Here is an 18,333-nt window from a genome sequence, read left to right as displayed (position 1 = left end):
AGACTGAATTGATTGGAACTTAGACCTGATAGATGCCTAAAGTCTCTAATAAATATTCATTTCCTTTGAACGCCATAACTACTGTTGCTCAACTCAACGATCAACTCGACTTACTTGAGTCAGAAGCAATGAAGCAGATTGCTGTTTCGAAAGACCCTGAAAGCTTAGAAAGTCTCAGAGTAGGCTTTTTTGGAAAGAAGGGACGCTTATCAGGCATCCTCGGGTCCATGGGAAAGCTTCCTGGGAATGAGAGGCCTCTGATTGGCCAGCGGGCAAACTTGTTAAAAACTGAGCTGCAAAAATTGATAACAAAAAAATTAGAGGAGTTGACTACTGCTGAATTAAATAACCAACTTGCTCGAGAAGCTATTGATGTAACAGCCCCATCTTCAGGAGTCCCTTTTGGACACCGTCATCCATTAATTACTACAACCGAGAATATTGTTGATTTGTTTTGCGGATTGGGCTATTCAGTTGCTGAAGGGCCAGAGATTGAGACTGATCATTACAACTTCGCAGCCTTAAATATTCCTGAAGCTCATCCTGCGAGGGATATGCAGGACACCTTCTACTTAGGAGGAAATTTGCTTTTGCGGACTCATACTTCCCCTGTACAAATTAGATATTTGGAGAACAATCCTCCTCCTGTAAGGATTGTCGCTCCGGGGAGGGTCTATAGGCGGGATGCTGTAGATGCTACGCATTCTCCAGTTTTTCACCAGGTTGAGGTACTTGCTATTGATGAAGGACTGAATTTCAGTCATCTCAGAGGCACTGTTCTTGCTTTCTTAAAAGCATTTTTTGGTGAGCTTCCAGTAAGGTTTCGCGCGAGTTATTTCCCATTCACAGAACCCTCTGCTGAGGTTGATGTCCAATGGCGAGGAAGGTGGTTGGAAGTAATGGGATGTGGGATGGTTGATCCAGCGGTTTTGGAAGGATTAGGACTTGACCCTGAACGGTGGAGTGGTTTTGCTGCTGGATTAGGTGTTGAAAGATTTTGTATGGTTCGACATGGAGTTGACGATATCCGAAGGCTTTACACAAGTGATCTCCGCTTTCTAGAACAGTTTTAGGGGATATCAGTGAGGGTTATTACAGATGTTTTAATTCAGGGTGGGAACTAAGGAAGAAATCAACAAAAATTCAATTAAAATATTTGGGTTGTTTTGCAATGCGATCGGTGCCCTGTGTCGGACTGATCGTTAATGATGGGAAGGAGCTAGCAGTCAAGACTGCTGAAATTATTCAAACCAGACTTGAGAAGGCTGGACATCAAATAATTAGAGCTAGTAGCTCTGGTGGCATGGTTGGTTTCGCCAACCCAGACCAGCACATGAGAATGCTTGGTTACAACGCCTCTGTCCCCGAAGGTTTTGATACTTCGATGTCCTTAGCAATTGTCCTTGGAGGTGATGGCACTGTGCTTTCAGCTGCAAGGCAGACTGCTCCAGTAAATGTCCCAATTTTGACAATAAATACTGGTCACCTTGGATTTCTTGCTGAGGCTTATCTGGCAGACCTAGAAAGAGTTCTTGAACAGGTAATTGCTAAGGAATGGACCACTGAAAAGAGATCTACTTTAGTTGTCACAGTTTTGAGGGGAGATCAACGAAGATGGGAGGCCCTTTGCCTTAACGAGATGGCTCTTCACCGAGAGCCTTTAACTAGCATGTGCCACTTTGAAATTGCAATTGGTCGTCATGCTCCTGTGGACATATCTGCTGATGGAGTAATTCTTTCTACGCCAACTGGTTCTACGGCATATGCCCTTAGTGCTGGTGGGCCTGTTATTACCCCTGACTGCCCTGTCCTTCAATTGGCACCAATAGCTCCCCACTCACTCGCTTCAAGAGCTCTTGTTTTTAGTGATGAGGAGCCAGTTACGATTTTTCCAGCGACCCCGGAAAGATTAATGATGGTCGTTGATGGGAGTGCCGGTTGTTATGTCTGGCCTGAAGATCGTGTGTTAATACGTCGTAGTGATCACCCTGTGAGATTTGTAAGGCTTCGTGATCATGAATTCTTTCAAGTTCTTCGTAACAAATTAGGGTGGGGATTGCCTCATGTCGCAAAACCTGAGCGTTAAAAGGGATACTTTACCGCTCTGTAATCTTGCTATTTACTAAATATCTTATGCTTGCCTTTGATTATTATAATTGGATTAATAGGAGACAATCTTGTCCCGTGATTAATTGGTAATCCCCGCCAAGTCTGATGTTGAGAAATGCTTACTTCTTTAAAGTTTTTTTCAAGGAAAGGCTTTATCTCAGAAAGTGCTTCAATGTTTGCGAGTGGAATAATGATAATGCCATCTGGAGCGATTTTTTTAGAAATTGCTTCTAAAAGATCAAGACGTCTCTTGTCAGAACCTCCAATCAACACCCTATTAGGGTATTTCAGGGATCTAGGTAAGTTTGGCCCTGTTATTAAATCAACGGCTTCTACTTCCAGAACCGCAGCTGGTTTAACTTTAAGACGTGCGGCATTTGTAAGAATTACATCTGCACCTCCTGCTCTTTTTTCAACGGCCATGAGTTGAAGTTGAGGCCTTAAGCGAAGAGCTTCTAGCCCTACGCTCCCTACACCGGCTCCAATATCCCATAGCACTCCTTTCTCAGGCAGCTCAAGCTCCGCTAAGAGTTGAACACGCATTTCTCTTTTGGTCATTAGCCCAGGGCGGTCCTTGTGTTGAAAAAACAACCCGTCTTTTAAGCCAAATAGAGGAAGTTGTGAATCTATGATTTCATCAAGATTTTCTTTCTTAATTAAAATTGTTAGATGAAGAGGATCTATCCCTTTTGGGATCTTGTCACTTGTGTTTAAAAGTCGAACTCTTTCATCTGGATGGCCTAATTGTTCAAAAAGCCAAAACTCATAACAACTTGCTAATCCTGACGCATTTAGCAACTCCCTAACTTGTTCTGCTCCACCTGCCTGTGGATCGGGCAGTACAACAAGTTTAGAGGGATGTTTTTGCAGTGATCTTATAAGAGGAGTTGCATCACGCCCATGAATACTGATCCATGAACAATCTTGCCAAGAACGTCCAATTCGAGCAAAGGCTAGTTGCATTGAACTTGGCCCAGGATGAAAAACAATATGTTTTTGTTTGAATGACTCGCTTAAACGCCTACCAATGCCGAACCATAGGGGGTCTCCGCTTGCTAGTACTATCTTTTTACCTTTTGTTTGTTTAAGCCACTTAACTAACTTTTCAGGCTGGTCAGTGTTTGTGGTTTGTGGAATATTTTTTTTAGGTGCTTTTTTAGCCCACCATTCTGGAAGAGTTTGAAGGATCCTTTTAGAAGCTGCAATCGCTTCTGCAGATACTACTAGCTCTTCCAATTCAGGGGGTAGATGCCAAAGCCCTGAGGCATCGGTGCCAATGACATTGATTTTCCCTCGGTCTTTAGATTTGGACATTTATTGGTTCCACGTTTAAAGAGAGCTTTTGTTTTGTTCAATAGGTACTAGTTTGCCTTCAGTCAAAGTGAATCAAATTAAAGAGAACGATTTCGCAAGAGGAAATCGGCGTAGGAGGTTGCATGAGCTTGTTGTTGCATTGATAAAACAGCAAGATGGCTTTGATTTGTTGGATGCTGAGGCTCCTCAGCTAGAAGGCCCAATAAATTCACTAGAAGCGAAAGACCCTGCTCGTTGGCTTGATAGAAACAGACGAGTTCTAAGTAGATATCAAGCTGTGGTGCGTTCAGCAGTAACCTTGGATGCGCTTCTGGATGAAGAGAATTAGCTCGTAGCTCTTAATAAGGTCATTCTGAGAACTTCTATAAGATTAAGGCTATTGATGGACTTGACTGAAGTTTGATGGCCGTTTTTGTTTAATGGACAGAGACGCATTACTAATGGACTTCTGCATCTTCCGTTTTTGAAAGCTTTGTTTATGACCTTCCCAGGCAAATTCTCTATTAAGAGCCCGCTCGTTTCAGCCACTATTAATACTTTCCTACTAAGCATTTTTGCCGTAAGTTTGCTTCTTTTTTTAACTCCCTTGATGACGCATGCACAGGTCTTAAAGCCAGATGCAGAAAGTAGTGCAGGATTTGTAAGAAGTCTTGAAACCCTTCGTGATCTTGATTACAAAAGTTGGCAGGTCGTTGCCTATAAAGAGGATCTTGAGTCTAAGAAGGCAGTACTTCGAATAATCGGGTATCCAGGCCAGTTGCGTCTAGATCATCCAACCGATTTAAAAGTATATTCAGGGAGAAGAGAATGGATTTTAAGAGACGTCACTCTTTTGAATCCAATTTTGGCAAATGATGCTCGTGATGCAGCCGCAGAGTTTGAGTTGTCGAGTTTGCTTTCTGAGTTAACAAATAATCGACCTTTGCGCTTGGAATTGCCTGGAGCTTTTACAGAAATGCCAGTACCTCCATATTTGGTAAAAGAGTGGCGATCTGTTTTTGATTCCGAAAACACTTTATGAAGTCAAGAGACTTGTTAGTTGAAAGTTGGATCCCGTGGATGCGACGTGCTTTGCAATTGGCCGAATTAGGTGATGGACAAACAAGCCCTAATCCTCTTGTAGGAGCTGTAGTTCTTGATTCAAAAGGAAATATTGTTGGTGAGGGCTATCACGCATGCGCAGGTGCTGCGCATGCTGAAGTAAATGCTCTTGAGCAGGCAGGCTCTAGGGCCAATGGTGGAAGTTTGATTGTTACTCTTGAACCTTGTTGCCATCAAGGGAAAACACCGCCTTGTACCGAAGCCATTTTGAAATCAGGTGTTTCTTCTGTTGTTGTTGCACTTGAAGATCCTGATCCTCGGGTTTCTGGTAAAGGGTTGTCTTTGCTTGAGGCCTCTGGCTTAAAGGTCGTAAAGGGAGTTCTTTCCGCTGAAGCTTCTTTCCAAAACAGGGCTTTTTTGCATCGAGTATCTACAGGTAGGCCTTGGGGGATCTTGAAATGGGCTATGAGCCTTGATGGACGTATTGCATTGCCAAATGGTTCTAGTAAATGGATAACAGGAGGAGATGCTCGTGGATGGGTACATCATCTACGTGCCAAGTGTGATGCCGTCATTACTGGTGGTGGTACCTTGCGGAATGATGATCCATTGTTGACTAGTCGCGGCAAACGAAACCCTGAGCCATTAAGGGTGGTATTGACTCAGAGCTTGAATCTGCCCAGAAAGGCCAATTTATGGAATACCTCTTTTGCTAAGACGGTTCTGGCTTATTCCGAAAAAGAATTGGGGAATGGAAAAACTCTTCCCGATGGACCAGAGGCTCTATTGCTTCCTGAAGCAGAACCTTCTTGTTTACTTGAAGCGTTGGCTCGGAGGGGTTGCAATAAAGTGCTTTGGGAATGTGGACCTTCTTTAGCTACTGCCGCAATCAAGCAAGAATGTGTGCAGGAATTGGTAGTAGTTGTTGGTCCTAAATTATTAGGTGGGGAGTTGGCTAAAACACCTCTTGGGGACTTTTCTTTTTCCAACATGAAACAGGTTTTTTCATTAGATTTACCTTCTGCTCAAAAATATGGCAATGACTGGCTTTTTGAGACTCTTTTCGTTCATCAATAGAAGAATTAATTGAATATAAAGCATGGAAACTAAATATGTTAAGAGTTGCTTTGTATAAGGCCCTAAACCTTGTCATGCGTTGAGTCTATCTAATTTTTTTAAGTTTATGCATTTAAAGTCAAGGGCCCTTGAGGATGAGAGGAGGATTATTGAGTTCTTAGTGAAAACGTTCGGTTCTTACACCAGTTGATTTGAACGATTTTAGATTGGTAGAACTAGCTTGGTACTCCAGAAATTTATTTAGTTATGGCCATACGTCAAGATGAAAACAAACCTAATCGAGGTTTTGGGATCATTAACTTGATTCTGATTGGTTTTGGCTTGTTGCTTTTGATAAGCAGCTTTTTCCCAAACCAGGGGATGCAAGTCCCTAGGGTCCCTTACTCTCTTTTCATTAATCAGGTTAATGATGGTGAGGTTAAGAGGGCGTATATCACTCAGGAGCAAATTAGATATGAAATAGCAAGTCCTCAAGAGGGTGCTCCTTCAGTTTTGGCAACCACACCAATATTTGATATGGATTTGCCTCAGAGGTTGGAAACTAAGGGAGTTGAATTTGCAGCCGCACCTCCTAAGAAGCCAAACATATTTACAACAATTTTGAGTTGGGTAGTGCCCCCCCTAATATTTATTTTAGTCCTGCAATTTTTTGCAAGAAGGAGTATGGGAGGTGGCGGAGCTCAAGGAGCCCTTAGTTTTACTAAAAGTAAAGCCAAGGTTTATGTCCCTGATGAAGAATCCCGAATTACTTTTGATGATGTTGCTGGTGTTGATGAAGCAAAGGATGAGTTGACTGAAATTGTTGATTTCTTAAAAACTCCTGAGCGTTATACAGAAATAGGAGCACGAATTCCTAAGGGTGTTTTGCTTGTAGGGCCTCCAGGAACCGGAAAGACACTTCTTTCAAAAGCAGTTGCAGGAGAGGCAAGTGTACCTTTCTTTATTATTTCTGGTTCGGAATTTGTTGAGCTATTTGTAGGAGCGGGTGCAGCCAGGGTTAGGGATTTGTTTGAACAAGCTAAGAAGAAAGCACCATGCATAATTTTTATTGATGAACTTGATGCAATAGGTAAGAGTCGTTCTGGATCCATGGGTGTAGTTGGAGGGAATGACGAAAGAGAGCAGACTTTGAATCAGTTACTTACAGAGATGGATGGATTTGCTTCAACGGATAAACCTGTCATTGTTCTTGCTGCTACTAACCAGCCTGAAGTATTAGACGCAGCACTCTTGCGCCCTGGAAGATTTGATAGGCAGGTATTAGTTGATAGACCTGACCTTTCAGGAAGGAAGACAATATTAGAAATCTACGTAAAGAAAGTTAAGCTTGCGGAAGGAGTTGATCTTGATCGGATTGCACAAGCAACAAGTGGATTTGCTGGCGCTGACTTGGCAAATATGGTTAATGAGGCTGCTTTATTAGCTGCACGTGGAAAACGAAACAAAGTTGAGCAGAAAGACTTGAATGAAGCAATAGAAAGAGTAGTTGCTGGGCTTGAGAAAAAGAGCAGAGTTCTTCAAGAAGACGAAAAGAGAGTAGTTGCTTATCACGAGGTTGGCCATGCGATTGTTGGTCATCTGATGCCTGGAGGAAGTAAGGTCGCAAAGATTTCAATAGTTCCTAGGGGGATGAGTGCCTTAGGCTATACATTGCAATTACCTACTGAGGAGAGATTTTTAAATTCAAAGCAGGATCTTGAAGGTCAGATTGCAACTTTGTTGGGGGGTAGATCCGCAGAAGAAATTGTCTTTGGGAAAATAACTACTGGGGCATCTAATGATTTGCAAAGAGCGACTGATCTCGCTGAGCAGATGGTTGGAACATATGGAATGAGTGATATTTTGGGGCCTCTTGCTTATGACAAACAGGGAGGGGGAAATTTCTTGGGTGGTAACAATAATCCTCGCAGAGTTGTAAGTGATGCCACTGCTCAAGCTATAGACAAGGAAGTTCGTAGTTTGGTTGATAGAGGACATGATAATGCGTTAAACATTCTTAGGCATAATCTTCCTCTTTTAGAAAATATTGCACAGATGATTTTGGAGAAGGAAGTTATAGAAGGAGATGAGCTTAAGAATATGCTGGAATCAAGTTCTTTGCCTAAAACTTTAAGTAAGGTTTGATGGCGAAGTATCTTTCTTAGGTCAAGGTTCTTTGAAGATGCTCCCATGGTTTCTCCTTCCCATGGCGTTGCTTCTGTTCTCTCTGAAGTAAAAGGTCAGGACTTTTTGTCTGTATCTGACTTCACAGCAGACCAGATAGCCGCTTTGCTTCACCTAGCCACACAATTGAAAAGCGGAGACAGGCGAATAGACTTGGGCAATCGTGTCTTAGGTCTTATTTTCACAAAAGCCTCTACACGTACTCGAGTCAGCTTTCAGGTTGCAATGGCTCGACTTGGCGGCCAAACTGTTGATCTTAATCCTCAAGTTACTCAGCTAGGTCGAGGAGAGCCATTAGAGGACACAGCCAGAGTATTGAGTAGGTTTTGTGATGTCTTAGCGATCAGAACATTTGCTCAGCAGGAGCTAATAGATTATGCAAAATGGGCTTCGATACCAGTAATAAATGCACTCACAGACCTAGAGCACCCTTGCCAAGCCCTTGCAGATTTTCTTACCCTTAAGGAATCATTTGGCGATCTAAATGGCTTAACTCTCACTTATATAGGTGATGGTAATAATGTTGCCCATTCTTTGATGATTTGTGGGGCCTTGCTAGGTGTAAATATAAGAATTGCTTGTCCAAGAGGGTTTGAGCCTATTCCTGAAGTTGTGAGTCATGCTCGCTCGATTGCAATTAAGGGTTCTTCAATTCATCTAATGAACGATCCAAAAGAGGCTATGAAAGATGCAAATGCGGTTTATACAGATGTTTGGGCTTCTATGGGGCAGGAAAAAGAGAAGACTAGAAGGGAGAAGGCTTTTCAGGGCTTTTGTCTAAATCCCGAGTTGGTTGCAGAGGCTTCATCCAATTGCATAGTTATGCACTGTTTGCCTGCTCACCGAGGAGAAGAAATAACCTCAGAAGTCTTTGAAGGCAAAGCGAGCAGGATTTTTGATCAAGCCGAAAACCGATTGCATGTCCAACAAGCACTTCTTGCGGGGGTTTTGGGAGGTCTATAAGACTTGCCAAAATCAAGTTATATAGGTACACCTGTATTGAAGAACATATGAATTGTCGGTGCTCCCTTCCTCCGCTGACTCACTAACTCCAGCTCAGCAAGAGCTCTATGACTGGTTGGTTGATTACATTGGCACTCATCATCACAGCCCTTCAATTCGGCAGATGATGCAAGCAATGGGTCTTCGCTCTCCTGCTCCTATTCAAAGTAGATTGAGACACTTACAGCAAAAGGGTTGGATTACCTGGCAGGAGGGTCAAGCAAGAACATTACAATTGATTGGAGGGTTGGTGTCTGGAATTCCAGTACTTGGTGCAGTAGCGGCTGGTGGATTGGTAGAAACTTTTGATGACATTCAAGAGCATCTTGACTTGTCCCCTGTTTTAGAGAAAAGAGGGGTATTTGCTTTAACAGTGAATGGTGACTCCATGGTTGATTCTCATATTGCCCATGGCGATGTTGTTTTAATGGAACCAGTTCATGAGCCTTCTTTGATAAGAGATGGCACAGTTGTAAGTGCAATGGTTCGTGGAAGTGGAACTACTCTTAAGCATTTTCACCGTAGAGAAGGCTTAGTAATACTTGAAGCAGCTAATCCAGCTTATGAACCTATTGAGCTTGACGCGGAGCAAGTAGAGGTACAAGGCAAACTGCTGGCGGTTTGGCGGCAGCTATGAAACGCTCTTCCATGTAAGCTCAGAGGCGTTGATGGCAGCCAAGGGGCACCATTGACCAGACAAAAGGGGCCATAGCTCAGCTGGTAGAGCACCTGCATGGCATGCAGGGGGTCAGCGGTTCGAGTCCGCTTGGCTCCACTTATTAGAAGCAAATCATCAGATAAATCCAAATTTTATTTTTTAAATATGAGCTTAGGTTTATTTGCTTAATGAAAAACTTTGCTTTTCTATGATTCATAAAGCACGACAAATAATTGAAGAACGCTGGCAAACAAGTTTGGCGCTATTATTTCTTTATTTTTATAGAAAGAGCCTTTTGTCTAGAGGGTAAAGACTCCTTTGACTTAGTTCTGGAACTCTAGTTGCCCCCATCTTTTGTCATGCGATGTAGGAGCAACTGATTTGCTGCATATCATCTCAGGATGAAATGTAATAAAAGAAGTGCATTGCTTTCTGTTTAAGGATCCATATACGTATCCATAATGATGATATATAGAAGCTCCACTAGAGAGTAAGAACTCGAAAGAATTTCTGAATCCAGTTATTTCACTATTGTCGAGTAAAATAATTATAGGCATATCCTTATTATATGCTATGAATCTACTCCAGTCTTGGAAATGCTGGACTCTATTGATTCCATCTATGCTAACTAGCAAACTACCTCTACCTCTCCATAGTTTTTCGATAGCAAACTCAGGAATTAGTTGAGTATTGGTTGGTTTGATTAAGTTTAGTTTTCTACCAAGATGTGAAGCTTGGAATGCCATGATTTCAGACCAATTTTTACCTTGTATTAAATCAGGGTCGTCTTCAAATGAATAACATTCTATGGTTTCTCTCTCGTAGAAAAAAGTCGAAATTCCAGACCCATATTCAACTGCAACATATTCTTTAAGGTTTAGATCAAGCAATATTTCTTGAGCTGAAAGTGTTATCCATGGAGCAAGAATTTCAGGGTTATTTGTATTGTAATACAAATGTGGGCTTGATTGGTGGTATAGAGAATCTAGATGTCTGCAATTTTCTCTAGTAATAAATCCTTCTTTAAGTAGTTTAAAATATCCACCATGAAGAATAATAATACTTATTAAACTGTCTAGCGAAAAACCAAGTTCAATTCCTGTTTTTATTATATCCCTGACATTGCATTGAACACAAATTCTTGCGAATTTTATTTGGAGTGTGTCATCTATGATTAAGCCTGGATTTGGATTGTCAGCATTCTTTTGAGTAAATTCTTTCCATGTTTCAAAAGCATCCAGAATCTCAGTGTTCATAGGCAAGAAAATTCAAATGTATTTTAGTTTATGATTGGATTAAAAAAAAGATCTCCTTATTAAATTGTTCTCAGCTTACCTCCTAGCGATAAATCAATAGTAAATTAAACCAGAAAGGCTACATTTAATTTATAATTAATCTTTAATTTAGGTTGTCATTACTCTAAAGTATAGTAACTATATTGCTATACTTAATCAGTATTTCAGTTGAATATGTCCCAAAAGGATTTCACTTCACGACCCCCTGTGAAGAATCTTAAGGGGAAGCAGCTACTTGATTATATAGAGTCGAATAAAAGAGACTCTAATATTGATGGAGATATGCTTTGCATTGGGGCTGGTTATGCGACTTATGCTGAGGATGGTACATATTCATGTGATTTGCAAAGATTTAGTTCGGAAGTAATTAAAGCAAAGCAAATGCTTCACTATGACTCTGACCAAAGCAACGCTAGGCAACTAATATTAGATACTTATCATGAGAATGAACTTAGAGATATAGCTCTAGAGGGGTGTATCTCAGGTAAGGCATATGCACACACACAATTGTTAGACATCGAAAATTTCTTTGATGAGCATAGTTGTGAAATAATTCAAGTTCTAGAAAATCATTTTGGGGATGGTTACTTGGAGAGTAGTAAACAACGAACTGGTGGAGAATATTCTCATTGGAGACATCGTGCAGTTTGGCGATTTATTGAGATTATAGCGAGGGAGGTTTTAGAAAAAAATAATAACCAGTAAATATTCATTAGCATACTTGCTTTATTTACATATAAGCTCTATTTGATTTTGTTCAGCTCATTGTCAACACATTTTAAATATAGATTTGCTAGCTCATCTACTTTCTGAGCAAATGAGAGTTTTTCTTCATTAATTGGCATTTGTTCATCTAGAAGATCCAAAGAATCAATATATTTAGTACAAGGATCTTCTGATATTGAATCGAATTTGAGCTTTTTGATTAGGTCTTTAGAAGGTGCCTCTGGGATTCTCTCATGATCAACTGTCTTCTTTTCTTTAACTGGCAATTCTAGAGATTGTTTTTCTTTTGATTCCTTCTGGACCAAATCACTTTCTATCTCTTTTGGTTTATTTATATCTTCAGATAGTTCTAATGAATCGTTTTCATCTAAAGGCTTATTCATTTCTTTTTTTATCTTTATAAGAAGTAATGTAGTGGCTGCCATCCCTGTAGAAATAAGAAAAATACATGATATACGAATAAGATTTTTTGTCGTTTTGTCCATTGATTTTTCTACGTGCCTAGTGAAATTCAAATAGATCTAGAACAATTAACTATCAATTAAGATATCCATCATATTGATGATGAAACCCTGTGTTTGATAGTTATAAACTGCTCTATTAAGTTCGGGACTTATTAAACAACTTAGAATTTTATTGTGATTGTCTGCGTGGACCCCATCTTAACCGTTCCCTGTATGCTTGGTCTGTCCAATAATCATCGATGTAGAAGGAAAATACGGAGACTCCAACAGCGGCTGTAAATAAAGCACCCGCTATTAAAAGTGCAAGACCAAGTTGAGGGTGCAGGATGATTTGTTCAATGGCATAGCTTGGATCTTTCATTTGGATTAAAACCTCTTAAACTAATTTTTAGCAATTTCTAGCTATTTTGCCCTTTATTTAAAGATTTGATTCTGAAACTACCGATCATTAGGTCTTAAGGGTTTAGAAGACTTAAGAGTTTAGGGACGAAATTTAGAGGTTTACAATTTGCTTTGCTCTTATGCTTTGGTTTTTTTTTGATAGTAACGGTCAACGCCAAACCATTTCCAGGAGGCTTTTGCTGATTTGGGAGCAAATACAAATGCGGCAATAGAAAGGGGTAAAAGAATCCAAGCCAAGCCAGTTTCTATGGCAACTAAACCTGTCCAGAGGATTAAACCTATTTGCAATAGACCAAAGAGAGTAAATACTGTTCCTCTGGGATATCTAAGGCTCTTATAGACCAATACGGTGGTCATACCTAGGGTAAATGCTGAGGGGATTGCTTTGGATATCGTCACTACCCAGTGTTCGATTAGGAATTGAAAAGAAGCCATGAGGCCTATAAGTACTAATGCAGTAAATATTATTGAAAGTTTTCGGTTCATGACTTCAGTACTTTGTACTATACATACATCTACTTTGATCAAAATTCAAGTTTAATTTACATATTAAATAAAGTATCGGGTAGCTGTATGAACTCAGCTCTTATTTAATAGAAGGTGTTTCCGTTGCCTAATTTTCAATTAGACTAAATTTACTTAGCTTTATTCTTTTCGAATAGTTTTACGCTTTCCTGCTCTATTAGCGACCAATGAAAGGCCACCAATTATTGCAAGATTCTTAGTAAATGCATTCCTTTCACTTAAAGTGCTTAGGTCACTATGAAATAAAAGTGTCGTTGGAACAAGAAAAATCAACAACAGTATTGCTCCAAGTCTAAGTGGACGACCAATAATTAAAAATAAAGATCCAGAAATCATTAGAATTATCGCACAAGAGAGTAAGAAATGAGAGGCAGGTATTCCATTGCTAGCAATCCAATTTGCTGTACTTTGGAAGTTTATAATTTTGCTTGGCAAGGCATTTATAAAGACTGATGCTATAAGAAATCTTGAACAAACTTCTATCCACCTTGAACGTACTAGGGCCATAATTCCTTCTATAGCAGGCTTACACTCTTTTTAGCTTCATATGCTCTTCATTGCATTATTATTTTCGGTTTGCGACTACAAATTTATAGATTTGACTTAACCAATTTATTAGGGCACTCATTTTGTATCATCACTGTCTAGTCCAAGAGCGGCAACGACAAAACTATTTTTGGAAACCTTTGGGAATAGCCATATACCAATAAATAGTGATACAACCGCAGTTATAACGAATGTTGCTAATTGACCAATGGAGCCGGCGACGTAGATCTCTCTGTTTAGTAGGGGCAAGTCAATAACGGAGCCTATGCTTCCCCAAATTACAACCCATGCTGAAACATAGATAATGCCGAACCAGTCTTTTTTTGTCATTCCACCAAACTCATGGCAAGTCCTTCAACATCCTTCTAGCTAAATATCTACCTTTATTGGGGACATAGGTAAGGAATTGATAGATTATTTTCTGTTGTAAGACAACCCTTTTAATAATTGCTATATGAGCTTGGGAACCTGATCAGTCATTAAAGGCCATTGAATAACTCCGGATGTACCGCAAAGTTGTGAAATTGAGCAGTTCCCTCTTCTGGACAGAGTCTAGTTCCATCAATATTCCAGGTAATGCTGCAAACCAGGTCTCCATCCCATTGGACACCATCTTGACTGGTATTTAGTGACCAACTCCTTACTTGTGAAAAGTGTTCAGGCATATGCATACCAATTTTTCTGCAGGCGTCACAAAGAATCGATAAGGCAGGTGGTTTGTTAGTTAGGCCTAATTCTCTATTTAGAATAGGTTGAGTAAATGTACCAATGAAACGAATGTAATCGATAAGTTCTTGTTGGATAGTGCTTAGGTCTGCTAGTCCTAAGGCGCCTTCAAATAGCTCTAGATTTGCTACAGGCCTTCGGGAGATCTTTTTCATTGATCTGTTCTTACCAATGGCTATAGTTTAAGGGTATTAGGCCAAGTAATCCATTGAATGCATTGGTTGAAACCTTATGGGAAAACCGATTCTGTCACTTTTTAATTTTTAAAATGATGAATAGAGCAATATCTTTGTCCCCAGTAAAGAAGTAGCAAAGTCAATTTAGTACAGTTATTCTTAATAATAACTTGGCTTTATTTTTTTCAAAAAGATCTACGCTTTTTAGCCAATACCAAAAATACTTTTTGTCACTGGAACACCTGAAAAATATAATTCTGTAATAACTAGCATTAAGAAACCGACCATCGCAACTCTCCCGTTGACTAGTTCGGCATTTTTATTAAACCCAAATACCTCTTCAACCTCTAAACCTTCATTGTTAATCCATTTTGGATTGTGTTGATCTGGAGTTGATTGTTCATTGGAGATATTTTCTTTGTTTACTTGCGACTCAAGGTTTTTTAGATCATTCTCATTTGGATTTGAGCTGGATACTGGCAGTTCACGTTCTTGATTCATTCTTGTGTTGGTAAGAATTTGTTAGGTCTTACAAAATAGTAAAAATCCTAGGTAGAGCTTAGCTTTTAGCCCAAGTAGACAATTCGCTTTGTGAGAGATTCAAGTTTATTTTAGTCAGGATTACCACAATCATTCCACTCACTTGAAGTCAGTCCAATATTCTTATCGTCTGTAGGCTATTGCCTATTTCGAGTCATCATAGGTGGTTTTTATGGGAAATGTTGAACTGCATTATTTGGCAGCCGCGTTTGGCTTTATAGACTTACTCCTGCTGTTCTCATATTTCGCTTGGGAGGCTTTGATTGACCTGGTGAATAGCTTGGGATTAGCTTGGTGGTCAAAGGTTGAAACTAATACTCCTAAAGTTACTTACATGTTTGGTCCTTTTTTAACTAGAAAAGGTCTTGAGAGTAGTTTGCCGACATTCTTAAATGACCTTTCAAATGAATTTGATATCCCAGCATCTATAACCCATAAAGAACTAAGGGCTTGCGTTATTGAGCCTCTCACTAGTGAAAAATCCCTCTTAAGCTATCCATCTTTAGAAGATGAAGAGTTAGAAGAGAGTCAAGGACCTATTGCTGAAAGCTCTTCTGGGGAAACTAAAGCAAAGATTTTCCTTTAAAGCTATTTAAATACTCAATCAATTAACTGTTAAGTCTTTTTGCTTTCATATTAATTTTGTTTTGACGTTTGCGAGATTTTTTGATCATTCGGCTTGAGCTTCTAGTATGTTGAACCTCAATTTGGTTCCATCTGAAGCCTATTAGTGAAATGGCAAAAACTATGCCGAGTAACCATAGGTAATTATGCATTGCTCTTGAATTGCTAAAGTCATCTTAGGAGCTTTTAGCTTTTTGCCTACAGATAGCCTTGCTTAGGCTTCAGAGTCAGTCCCAAATTGCAACGCATATGCCATCACCTATTGAAATTGCCTGGATCATTCCAGTATTCCCTTTTGTTGGAGCTTCTTTACTTGGAATTCTACTAATTAGTTTTAGTAGAACGATGTCTAGGCTGAGTAAGCCTGTTTCTTTTATCATATTAACCTGTATAGGGACTTCAGCATCGATAAGCTACTTGCTTCTTTCACAAGAACTTTCTGAAGAAGCCATTAGAGAATTCCTTTTCCCTTGGGGACAAACTATTTTTGGTCAGAATAACTATCTAAATCTCTCTATTGACCTTCTTTCAGCAAAAGTTTTATCTTTCTTGTCCACGTTGACATTTGTATCTATGATCTTTTTGCATAAGATGATGCAGTATAAAAATGGTTATGTGAAATTCTTTATTTTAGCTGGTTTGCTTTCTTCAGTTATCCTATTCCTGCCAATTAGTTCCTATGTTCGGGGAGGCGTATAAGGCCTATCTAAATTAGCAAGTGACTTTGCAAATCCACATTAACCCCTTTTTTAATTGATTTATTACCAGTATGGATCTTCAGCAAAGTCGACTTTGATTTTGCCTGACTTCGTATTCTCAACGTTATTAATACATGCCCTAACAACTTTTCCATTTACTTCTATTTCGCATGCACCACAACTACCACTCAAGCATCCAGTAGGGATTTCAACGCCAACGGACTTTGCGACTGCAAGCCAACTTGTGCCTGGGTAAACATAGGACTTCTCTCCATTTGGCCACTCAATACAAATTTGAGTCTCAATCATTTTTCTAGTAGAGGTTCGATATTAACTTCTTCTGCAAAGATATCAGCCAACTTATTTATTAAGCCATCTCTTTGTTCTGAATGATCCTTGGTTTTGTGTGGGAGCTCTTCTATTCCCTTTTGCTTTCTGATTTGGTTAAGCCAGAGCCTTCTCCATGTTCCATTATCTAGAATCCCATGGAGATATGTTCCTGCTATTGATGAATAGTACTTACTTGTTTTAACCCATCCTAGTGATGGATCTTCTGTTATTGTATCAGTCCCATGATTTATTTCGCTAATTAAACGACTTTCCCCATGGTGAAGTTCAAAGCCTTTGACTAATGTACAGGCTGGCCAGGAAGCTCTAATATGTCTTTGTTGGAGTGACTTATTCTTTTCAAAAACTGTTTTGATTGGGAGCAGTTCAAGGCCAATATGTTTTCCTGACTCTACTCCTTTAGGTGAATTTTCTAACTTTAATGGGTCATGAAGTTCGTGGCCTAACATTTGCATCCCTCCGCAAATCCCTAGAACAATTCCTCCGTTATTGGCGAAAGATTTTATTTGATTTGCTAATCCGCTTTCATGAAGCACTTGAAGATCTTTTATTGTTTGTTTGCTTCCAGGTATTATCAGCGCATCAGGGTTGCCTAAAATTGATCCTGGTTCGATCAAGTGAAGATCAACGCTAGGCTCATTCTTTAATGGATCTAAATCTGAAAAGTTGCTTATTGAAGGTAGTTTAATTACTGCAATTTCTATTTCGGAGCTGCTTTTTCTACGCCCAATTTCTATTAAATCGAGAGAGTCTTCTGGCGGGAAAAAATCATTTAGCCATGGCATTACACCTATAACTGGAATTCCAGTTTGATTTTCTAGCCATTTCTTGCCCTCTTCAAAAAGTTCTTTGCGGCCTCTAAAACGATTGATTAATATTCCTTTTATCAGGGATTTCTCAATTGGTCTTAATAAAGAAAGAGTCCCAACTATTTGAGCAAAAACACCACCTCTCTCTATATCTGCTACCAGGAGACAATTCGCTCTAAGGAATTGGGCGATTCTTAAGTTTGTTAGGTCTCTATATTGCAAATTAATTTCTACTGGACTTCCTGCGCCTTCTATTACAAGTCTTCCAGTTTGTTCAGTGCTTTTTAGTTTGGTTAGTCCCTTGCGTATTGCGAGCCACCCAGGACGGAACCATTCATCGTAGTAGGTTTCGGCTTTTGCAATCCCCACGCTTTCGCCAAGGTGGATCACTTCACTCGTGCAATTACCTTTGGGCTTTAGGAGTACAGGGTTCATAGCGCATATTGGAGTTTGGCCTGCTGCCCATGCCTGAACGGCTTGTGAATATGCCATTTCTCCGCCATCTTCATCTACCCAGGCGTTGTTACTCATGTTTTGGCCTTTAAAGGGCAAAGGGGTATCGCCTAGGTTGAGAAGCATGCGGCAAATAGCAATGGTCGTAAGAGATTTACCTGCACCGCTTGAGGTCCCAAAGACCATGATTGGTTTTTGGACTGAAGAGGATCTCATCGAATTGGCCAACTGCGATAAATGGTGTGGATTGCTTTTTCCAAAATTCCAGGATGTTCGTCTGGAAGATCTGGTTTTTCCTCAAGCATCTTTCTGGCCAATGGAGTTAGGCGAACTTTGGAAGTAAGGCCTTGTCCATCGACCTCACGGCGAAGGACCCCCAATGTAATTAGCCATCGGAATGCACCTTCAACGTCATTCGTGCTTCTGTACCATTTGGCCTCTTGCTTGGCGTATTTGCTGCCTTGAGTAATTACCCCCTCTGCATTGAGCCCTAGGAGTCTTATGTCTTTATAGAATTTTTTGTTGAATTTAAGGCACCTCAAAGCTTTTGAGGCTCTCTTTCGGCTGATAAGGTCGATTTCTTCAATCTTGATCGCCAATGTAGATGTTGCAAGGTGAAGGATTAATGGCAGCCTAC

23 protein-coding genes and 1 tRNA gene are annotated in these 18,333 nt (G+C 40.0%); 11 read left to right on the top strand and 13 right to left on the bottom strand.

Annotated elements, in window-relative coordinates; all coding sequences use genetic code 11:
* The first annotated feature begins 32 nt into the window (after positions 1-32).
* Together pheS and SOI83_RS03255 are read left to right on the top strand one after the other, a co-directional pair.
* Positions 33-1,073, top strand: a complete 1,041-nt coding sequence (gene pheS, locus SOI83_RS03260) for a phenylalanine--tRNA ligase subunit alpha (RefSeq protein WP_414153427.1) — start codon at positions 33-35, stop codon at positions 1,071-1,073.
* 107 nt (positions 1,074-1,180) lie between these two features.
* Positions 1,181-2,086 carry an NAD(+) kinase gene (locus tag SOI83_RS03255; RefSeq protein ID WP_320677613.1) on the top strand — a complete coding sequence of 302 codons (906 nt, stop codon included), beginning with the start codon at positions 1,181-1,183 and terminating at the stop codon, positions 2,084-2,086.
* Between the two features lie 29 nt (positions 2,087-2,115).
* Here the strand turns inward: SOI83_RS03255 and cbiE are convergent, their stop codons facing one another.
* Positions 2,116-3,423 carry a precorrin-6y C5,15-methyltransferase (decarboxylating) subunit CbiE gene (gene cbiE / locus SOI83_RS03250; protein ID WP_320677206.1) on the bottom strand — a complete coding sequence of 436 codons (1,308 nt, stop codon included), beginning with the start codon at positions 3,421-3,423 and terminating at the stop codon, positions 2,116-2,118.
* 67 nt (positions 3,424-3,490) lie between these two features.
* Here cbiE and SOI83_RS03245 point away from each other — a divergent pair, with 67 nt between their 5' ends.
* From SOI83_RS03245 to SOI83_RS03215, 7 genes are all read left to right on the top strand, one after another.
* Positions 3,491-3,751 (top strand): hypothetical protein, encoded by a 261-nt coding sequence (locus SOI83_RS03245; RefSeq protein WP_320677205.1) that lies wholly within the window; start codon positions 3,491-3,493, stop codon positions 3,749-3,751.
* Positions 3,752-4,012: 261 nt separating this feature from the next.
* Complete coding sequence (locus tag SOI83_RS03240) at positions 4,013-4,444, top strand: DUF3122 domain-containing protein (RefSeq protein ID WP_320677204.1); 432 nt, start codon at positions 4,013-4,015, stop codon at positions 4,442-4,444.
* Positions 4,441-5,541, top strand: a complete 1,101-nt coding sequence (gene ribD / locus SOI83_RS03235) for a bifunctional diaminohydroxyphosphoribosylaminopyrimidine deaminase/5-amino-6-(5-phosphoribosylamino)uracil reductase RibD (RefSeq protein WP_320677203.1) — start codon at positions 4,441-4,443, stop codon at positions 5,539-5,541. The genes SOI83_RS03240 and ribD overlap by 4 nt, the downstream gene beginning before the upstream one ends.
* A 246-nt stretch (positions 5,542-5,787) precedes the next feature.
* On the top strand, positions 5,788-7,665 hold the full coding sequence (ftsH, locus tag SOI83_RS03230; protein ID WP_320677202.1) for an ATP-dependent zinc metalloprotease FtsH: 1,878 nt from the start codon (positions 5,788-5,790) through the stop codon (positions 7,663-7,665).
* A gap of 45 nt (positions 7,666-7,710) precedes the next feature.
* Positions 7,711-8,667 (top strand): ornithine carbamoyltransferase, encoded by a 957-nt coding sequence (argF, locus tag SOI83_RS03225; protein ID WP_320677201.1) that lies wholly within the window; start codon positions 7,711-7,713, stop codon positions 8,665-8,667.
* Positions 8,668-8,719: 52 nt separating this feature from the next.
* Positions 8,720-9,343, top strand: a complete 624-nt coding sequence (gene lexA, locus SOI83_RS03220; protein WP_320677200.1) for a transcriptional repressor LexA — start codon at positions 8,720-8,722, stop codon at positions 9,341-9,343.
* 65 nt (positions 9,344-9,408) lie between these two features.
* Positions 9,409-9,481: transfer RNA gene (locus SOI83_RS03215), tRNA-Ala, on the top strand.
* A 206-nt stretch (positions 9,482-9,687) separates the two neighbouring features.
* Here SOI83_RS03215 and SOI83_RS03210 read toward each other — a convergent pair.
* Positions 9,688-10,620: a hypothetical protein gene (locus SOI83_RS03210; RefSeq protein WP_320677199.1), complete on the bottom strand. Its 933-nt coding sequence runs from the start codon at positions 10,618-10,620 to the stop codon at positions 9,688-9,690.
* Positions 10,621-10,866: 246 nt separating this feature from the next.
* Between SOI83_RS03210 and SOI83_RS03205 the strand changes: the two genes are divergently transcribed.
* Positions 10,867-11,364, top strand: coding sequence for a hypothetical protein (locus SOI83_RS03205; protein WP_320677198.1), 498 nt, complete (start codon positions 10,867-10,869; stop codon positions 11,362-11,364).
* Between the two features lie 38 nt (positions 11,365-11,402).
* Here the strand turns inward: SOI83_RS03205 and SOI83_RS03200 are convergent, their stop codons facing one another.
* The 7 genes from SOI83_RS03200 to SOI83_RS03170 form a co-directional block, all read right to left on the bottom strand.
* Positions 11,403-11,870, bottom strand: coding sequence for a hypothetical protein (locus SOI83_RS03200; RefSeq protein WP_320677197.1), 468 nt, complete (start codon positions 11,868-11,870; stop codon positions 11,403-11,405).
* A 148-nt stretch (positions 11,871-12,018) separates the two neighbouring features.
* Entirely contained in the window at positions 12,019-12,210 is a 192-nt protein-coding gene (locus SOI83_RS03195) for a hypothetical protein (RefSeq protein ID WP_320677196.1), read from the bottom strand.
* Between the two features lie 158 nt (positions 12,211-12,368).
* Positions 12,369-12,737: a hypothetical protein gene (locus SOI83_RS03190; RefSeq protein ID WP_320677195.1), complete on the bottom strand. Its 369-nt coding sequence runs from the start codon at positions 12,735-12,737 to the stop codon at positions 12,369-12,371.
* Positions 12,738-12,896: 159 nt separating this feature from the next.
* Positions 12,897-13,283, bottom strand: coding sequence for a DoxX family protein (locus tag SOI83_RS03185; protein ID WP_320677194.1), 387 nt, complete (start codon positions 13,281-13,283; stop codon positions 12,897-12,899).
* A gap of 117 nt (positions 13,284-13,400) precedes the next feature.
* Positions 13,401-13,652 carry a hypothetical protein gene (locus SOI83_RS03180; protein WP_320677193.1) on the bottom strand — a complete coding sequence of 84 codons (252 nt, stop codon included), beginning with the start codon at positions 13,650-13,652 and terminating at the stop codon, positions 13,401-13,403.
* Between the two features lie 149 nt (positions 13,653-13,801).
* A complete protein-coding gene (locus SOI83_RS03175; protein WP_320677192.1) occupies positions 13,802-14,203 on the bottom strand; it encodes a hypothetical protein in 402 nt (133 codons plus the stop codon).
* A gap of 225 nt (positions 14,204-14,428) precedes the next feature.
* The gene (locus SOI83_RS03170) at positions 14,429-14,725 is read right to left on the bottom strand and encodes a chlorophyll a/b-binding protein (RefSeq protein WP_320677191.1); all 297 of its coding nucleotides are present in this window, start codon (positions 14,723-14,725) and stop codon (positions 14,429-14,431) included.
* Between the two features lie 211 nt (positions 14,726-14,936).
* Here SOI83_RS03170 and SOI83_RS03165 point away from each other — a divergent pair, with 211 nt between their 5' ends.
* Positions 14,937-15,350: a DUF1816 domain-containing protein gene (locus SOI83_RS03165; RefSeq protein ID WP_320677190.1), complete on the top strand. Its 414-nt coding sequence runs from the start codon at positions 14,937-14,939 to the stop codon at positions 15,348-15,350.
* Positions 15,351-15,615: 265 nt separating this feature from the next.
* Here SOI83_RS03165 and SOI83_RS03160 read toward each other — a convergent pair whose 3' ends face one another.
* From SOI83_RS03160 to SOI83_RS03145, 4 genes are all read right to left on the bottom strand, one after another.
* Complete coding sequence (locus SOI83_RS03160; protein WP_320677189.1) at positions 15,616-15,768, bottom strand: hypothetical protein; 153 nt, start codon at positions 15,766-15,768, stop codon at positions 15,616-15,618.
* Positions 15,769-16,149: 381 nt separating this feature from the next.
* Positions 16,150-16,395 carry a 2Fe-2S iron-sulfur cluster-binding protein gene (locus tag SOI83_RS03155; protein WP_320677188.1) on the bottom strand — a complete coding sequence of 82 codons (246 nt, stop codon included), beginning with the start codon at positions 16,393-16,395 and terminating at the stop codon, positions 16,150-16,152.
* Positions 16,392-17,912 carry a cobyric acid synthase gene (locus SOI83_RS03150; protein ID WP_320677187.1) on the bottom strand — a complete coding sequence of 507 codons (1,521 nt, stop codon included), beginning with the start codon at positions 17,910-17,912 and terminating at the stop codon, positions 16,392-16,394. The genes SOI83_RS03155 and SOI83_RS03150 overlap by 4 nt, the downstream gene beginning before the upstream one ends.
* Positions 17,909-18,238 (bottom strand): Npun_F0494 family protein, encoded by a 330-nt coding sequence (locus SOI83_RS03145; protein WP_320677186.1) that lies wholly within the window; start codon positions 18,236-18,238, stop codon positions 17,909-17,911. Before SOI83_RS03145 ends, SOI83_RS03150 begins: the two co-directional genes overlap by 4 nt.
* Positions 18,239-18,333 lie beyond the last annotated feature (95 nt).

This window comes from Prochlorococcus sp. MIT 1300, from assembly GCF_034092375.1.
In the GTDB taxonomy this organism is placed as follows: domain Bacteria; phylum Cyanobacteriota; class Cyanobacteriia; order PCC-6307; family Cyanobiaceae; genus MIT-1300.
Note: the sequence above shows the minus strand (reverse complement) of the source record. Positions and strands in the feature narration are given on the sequence as shown.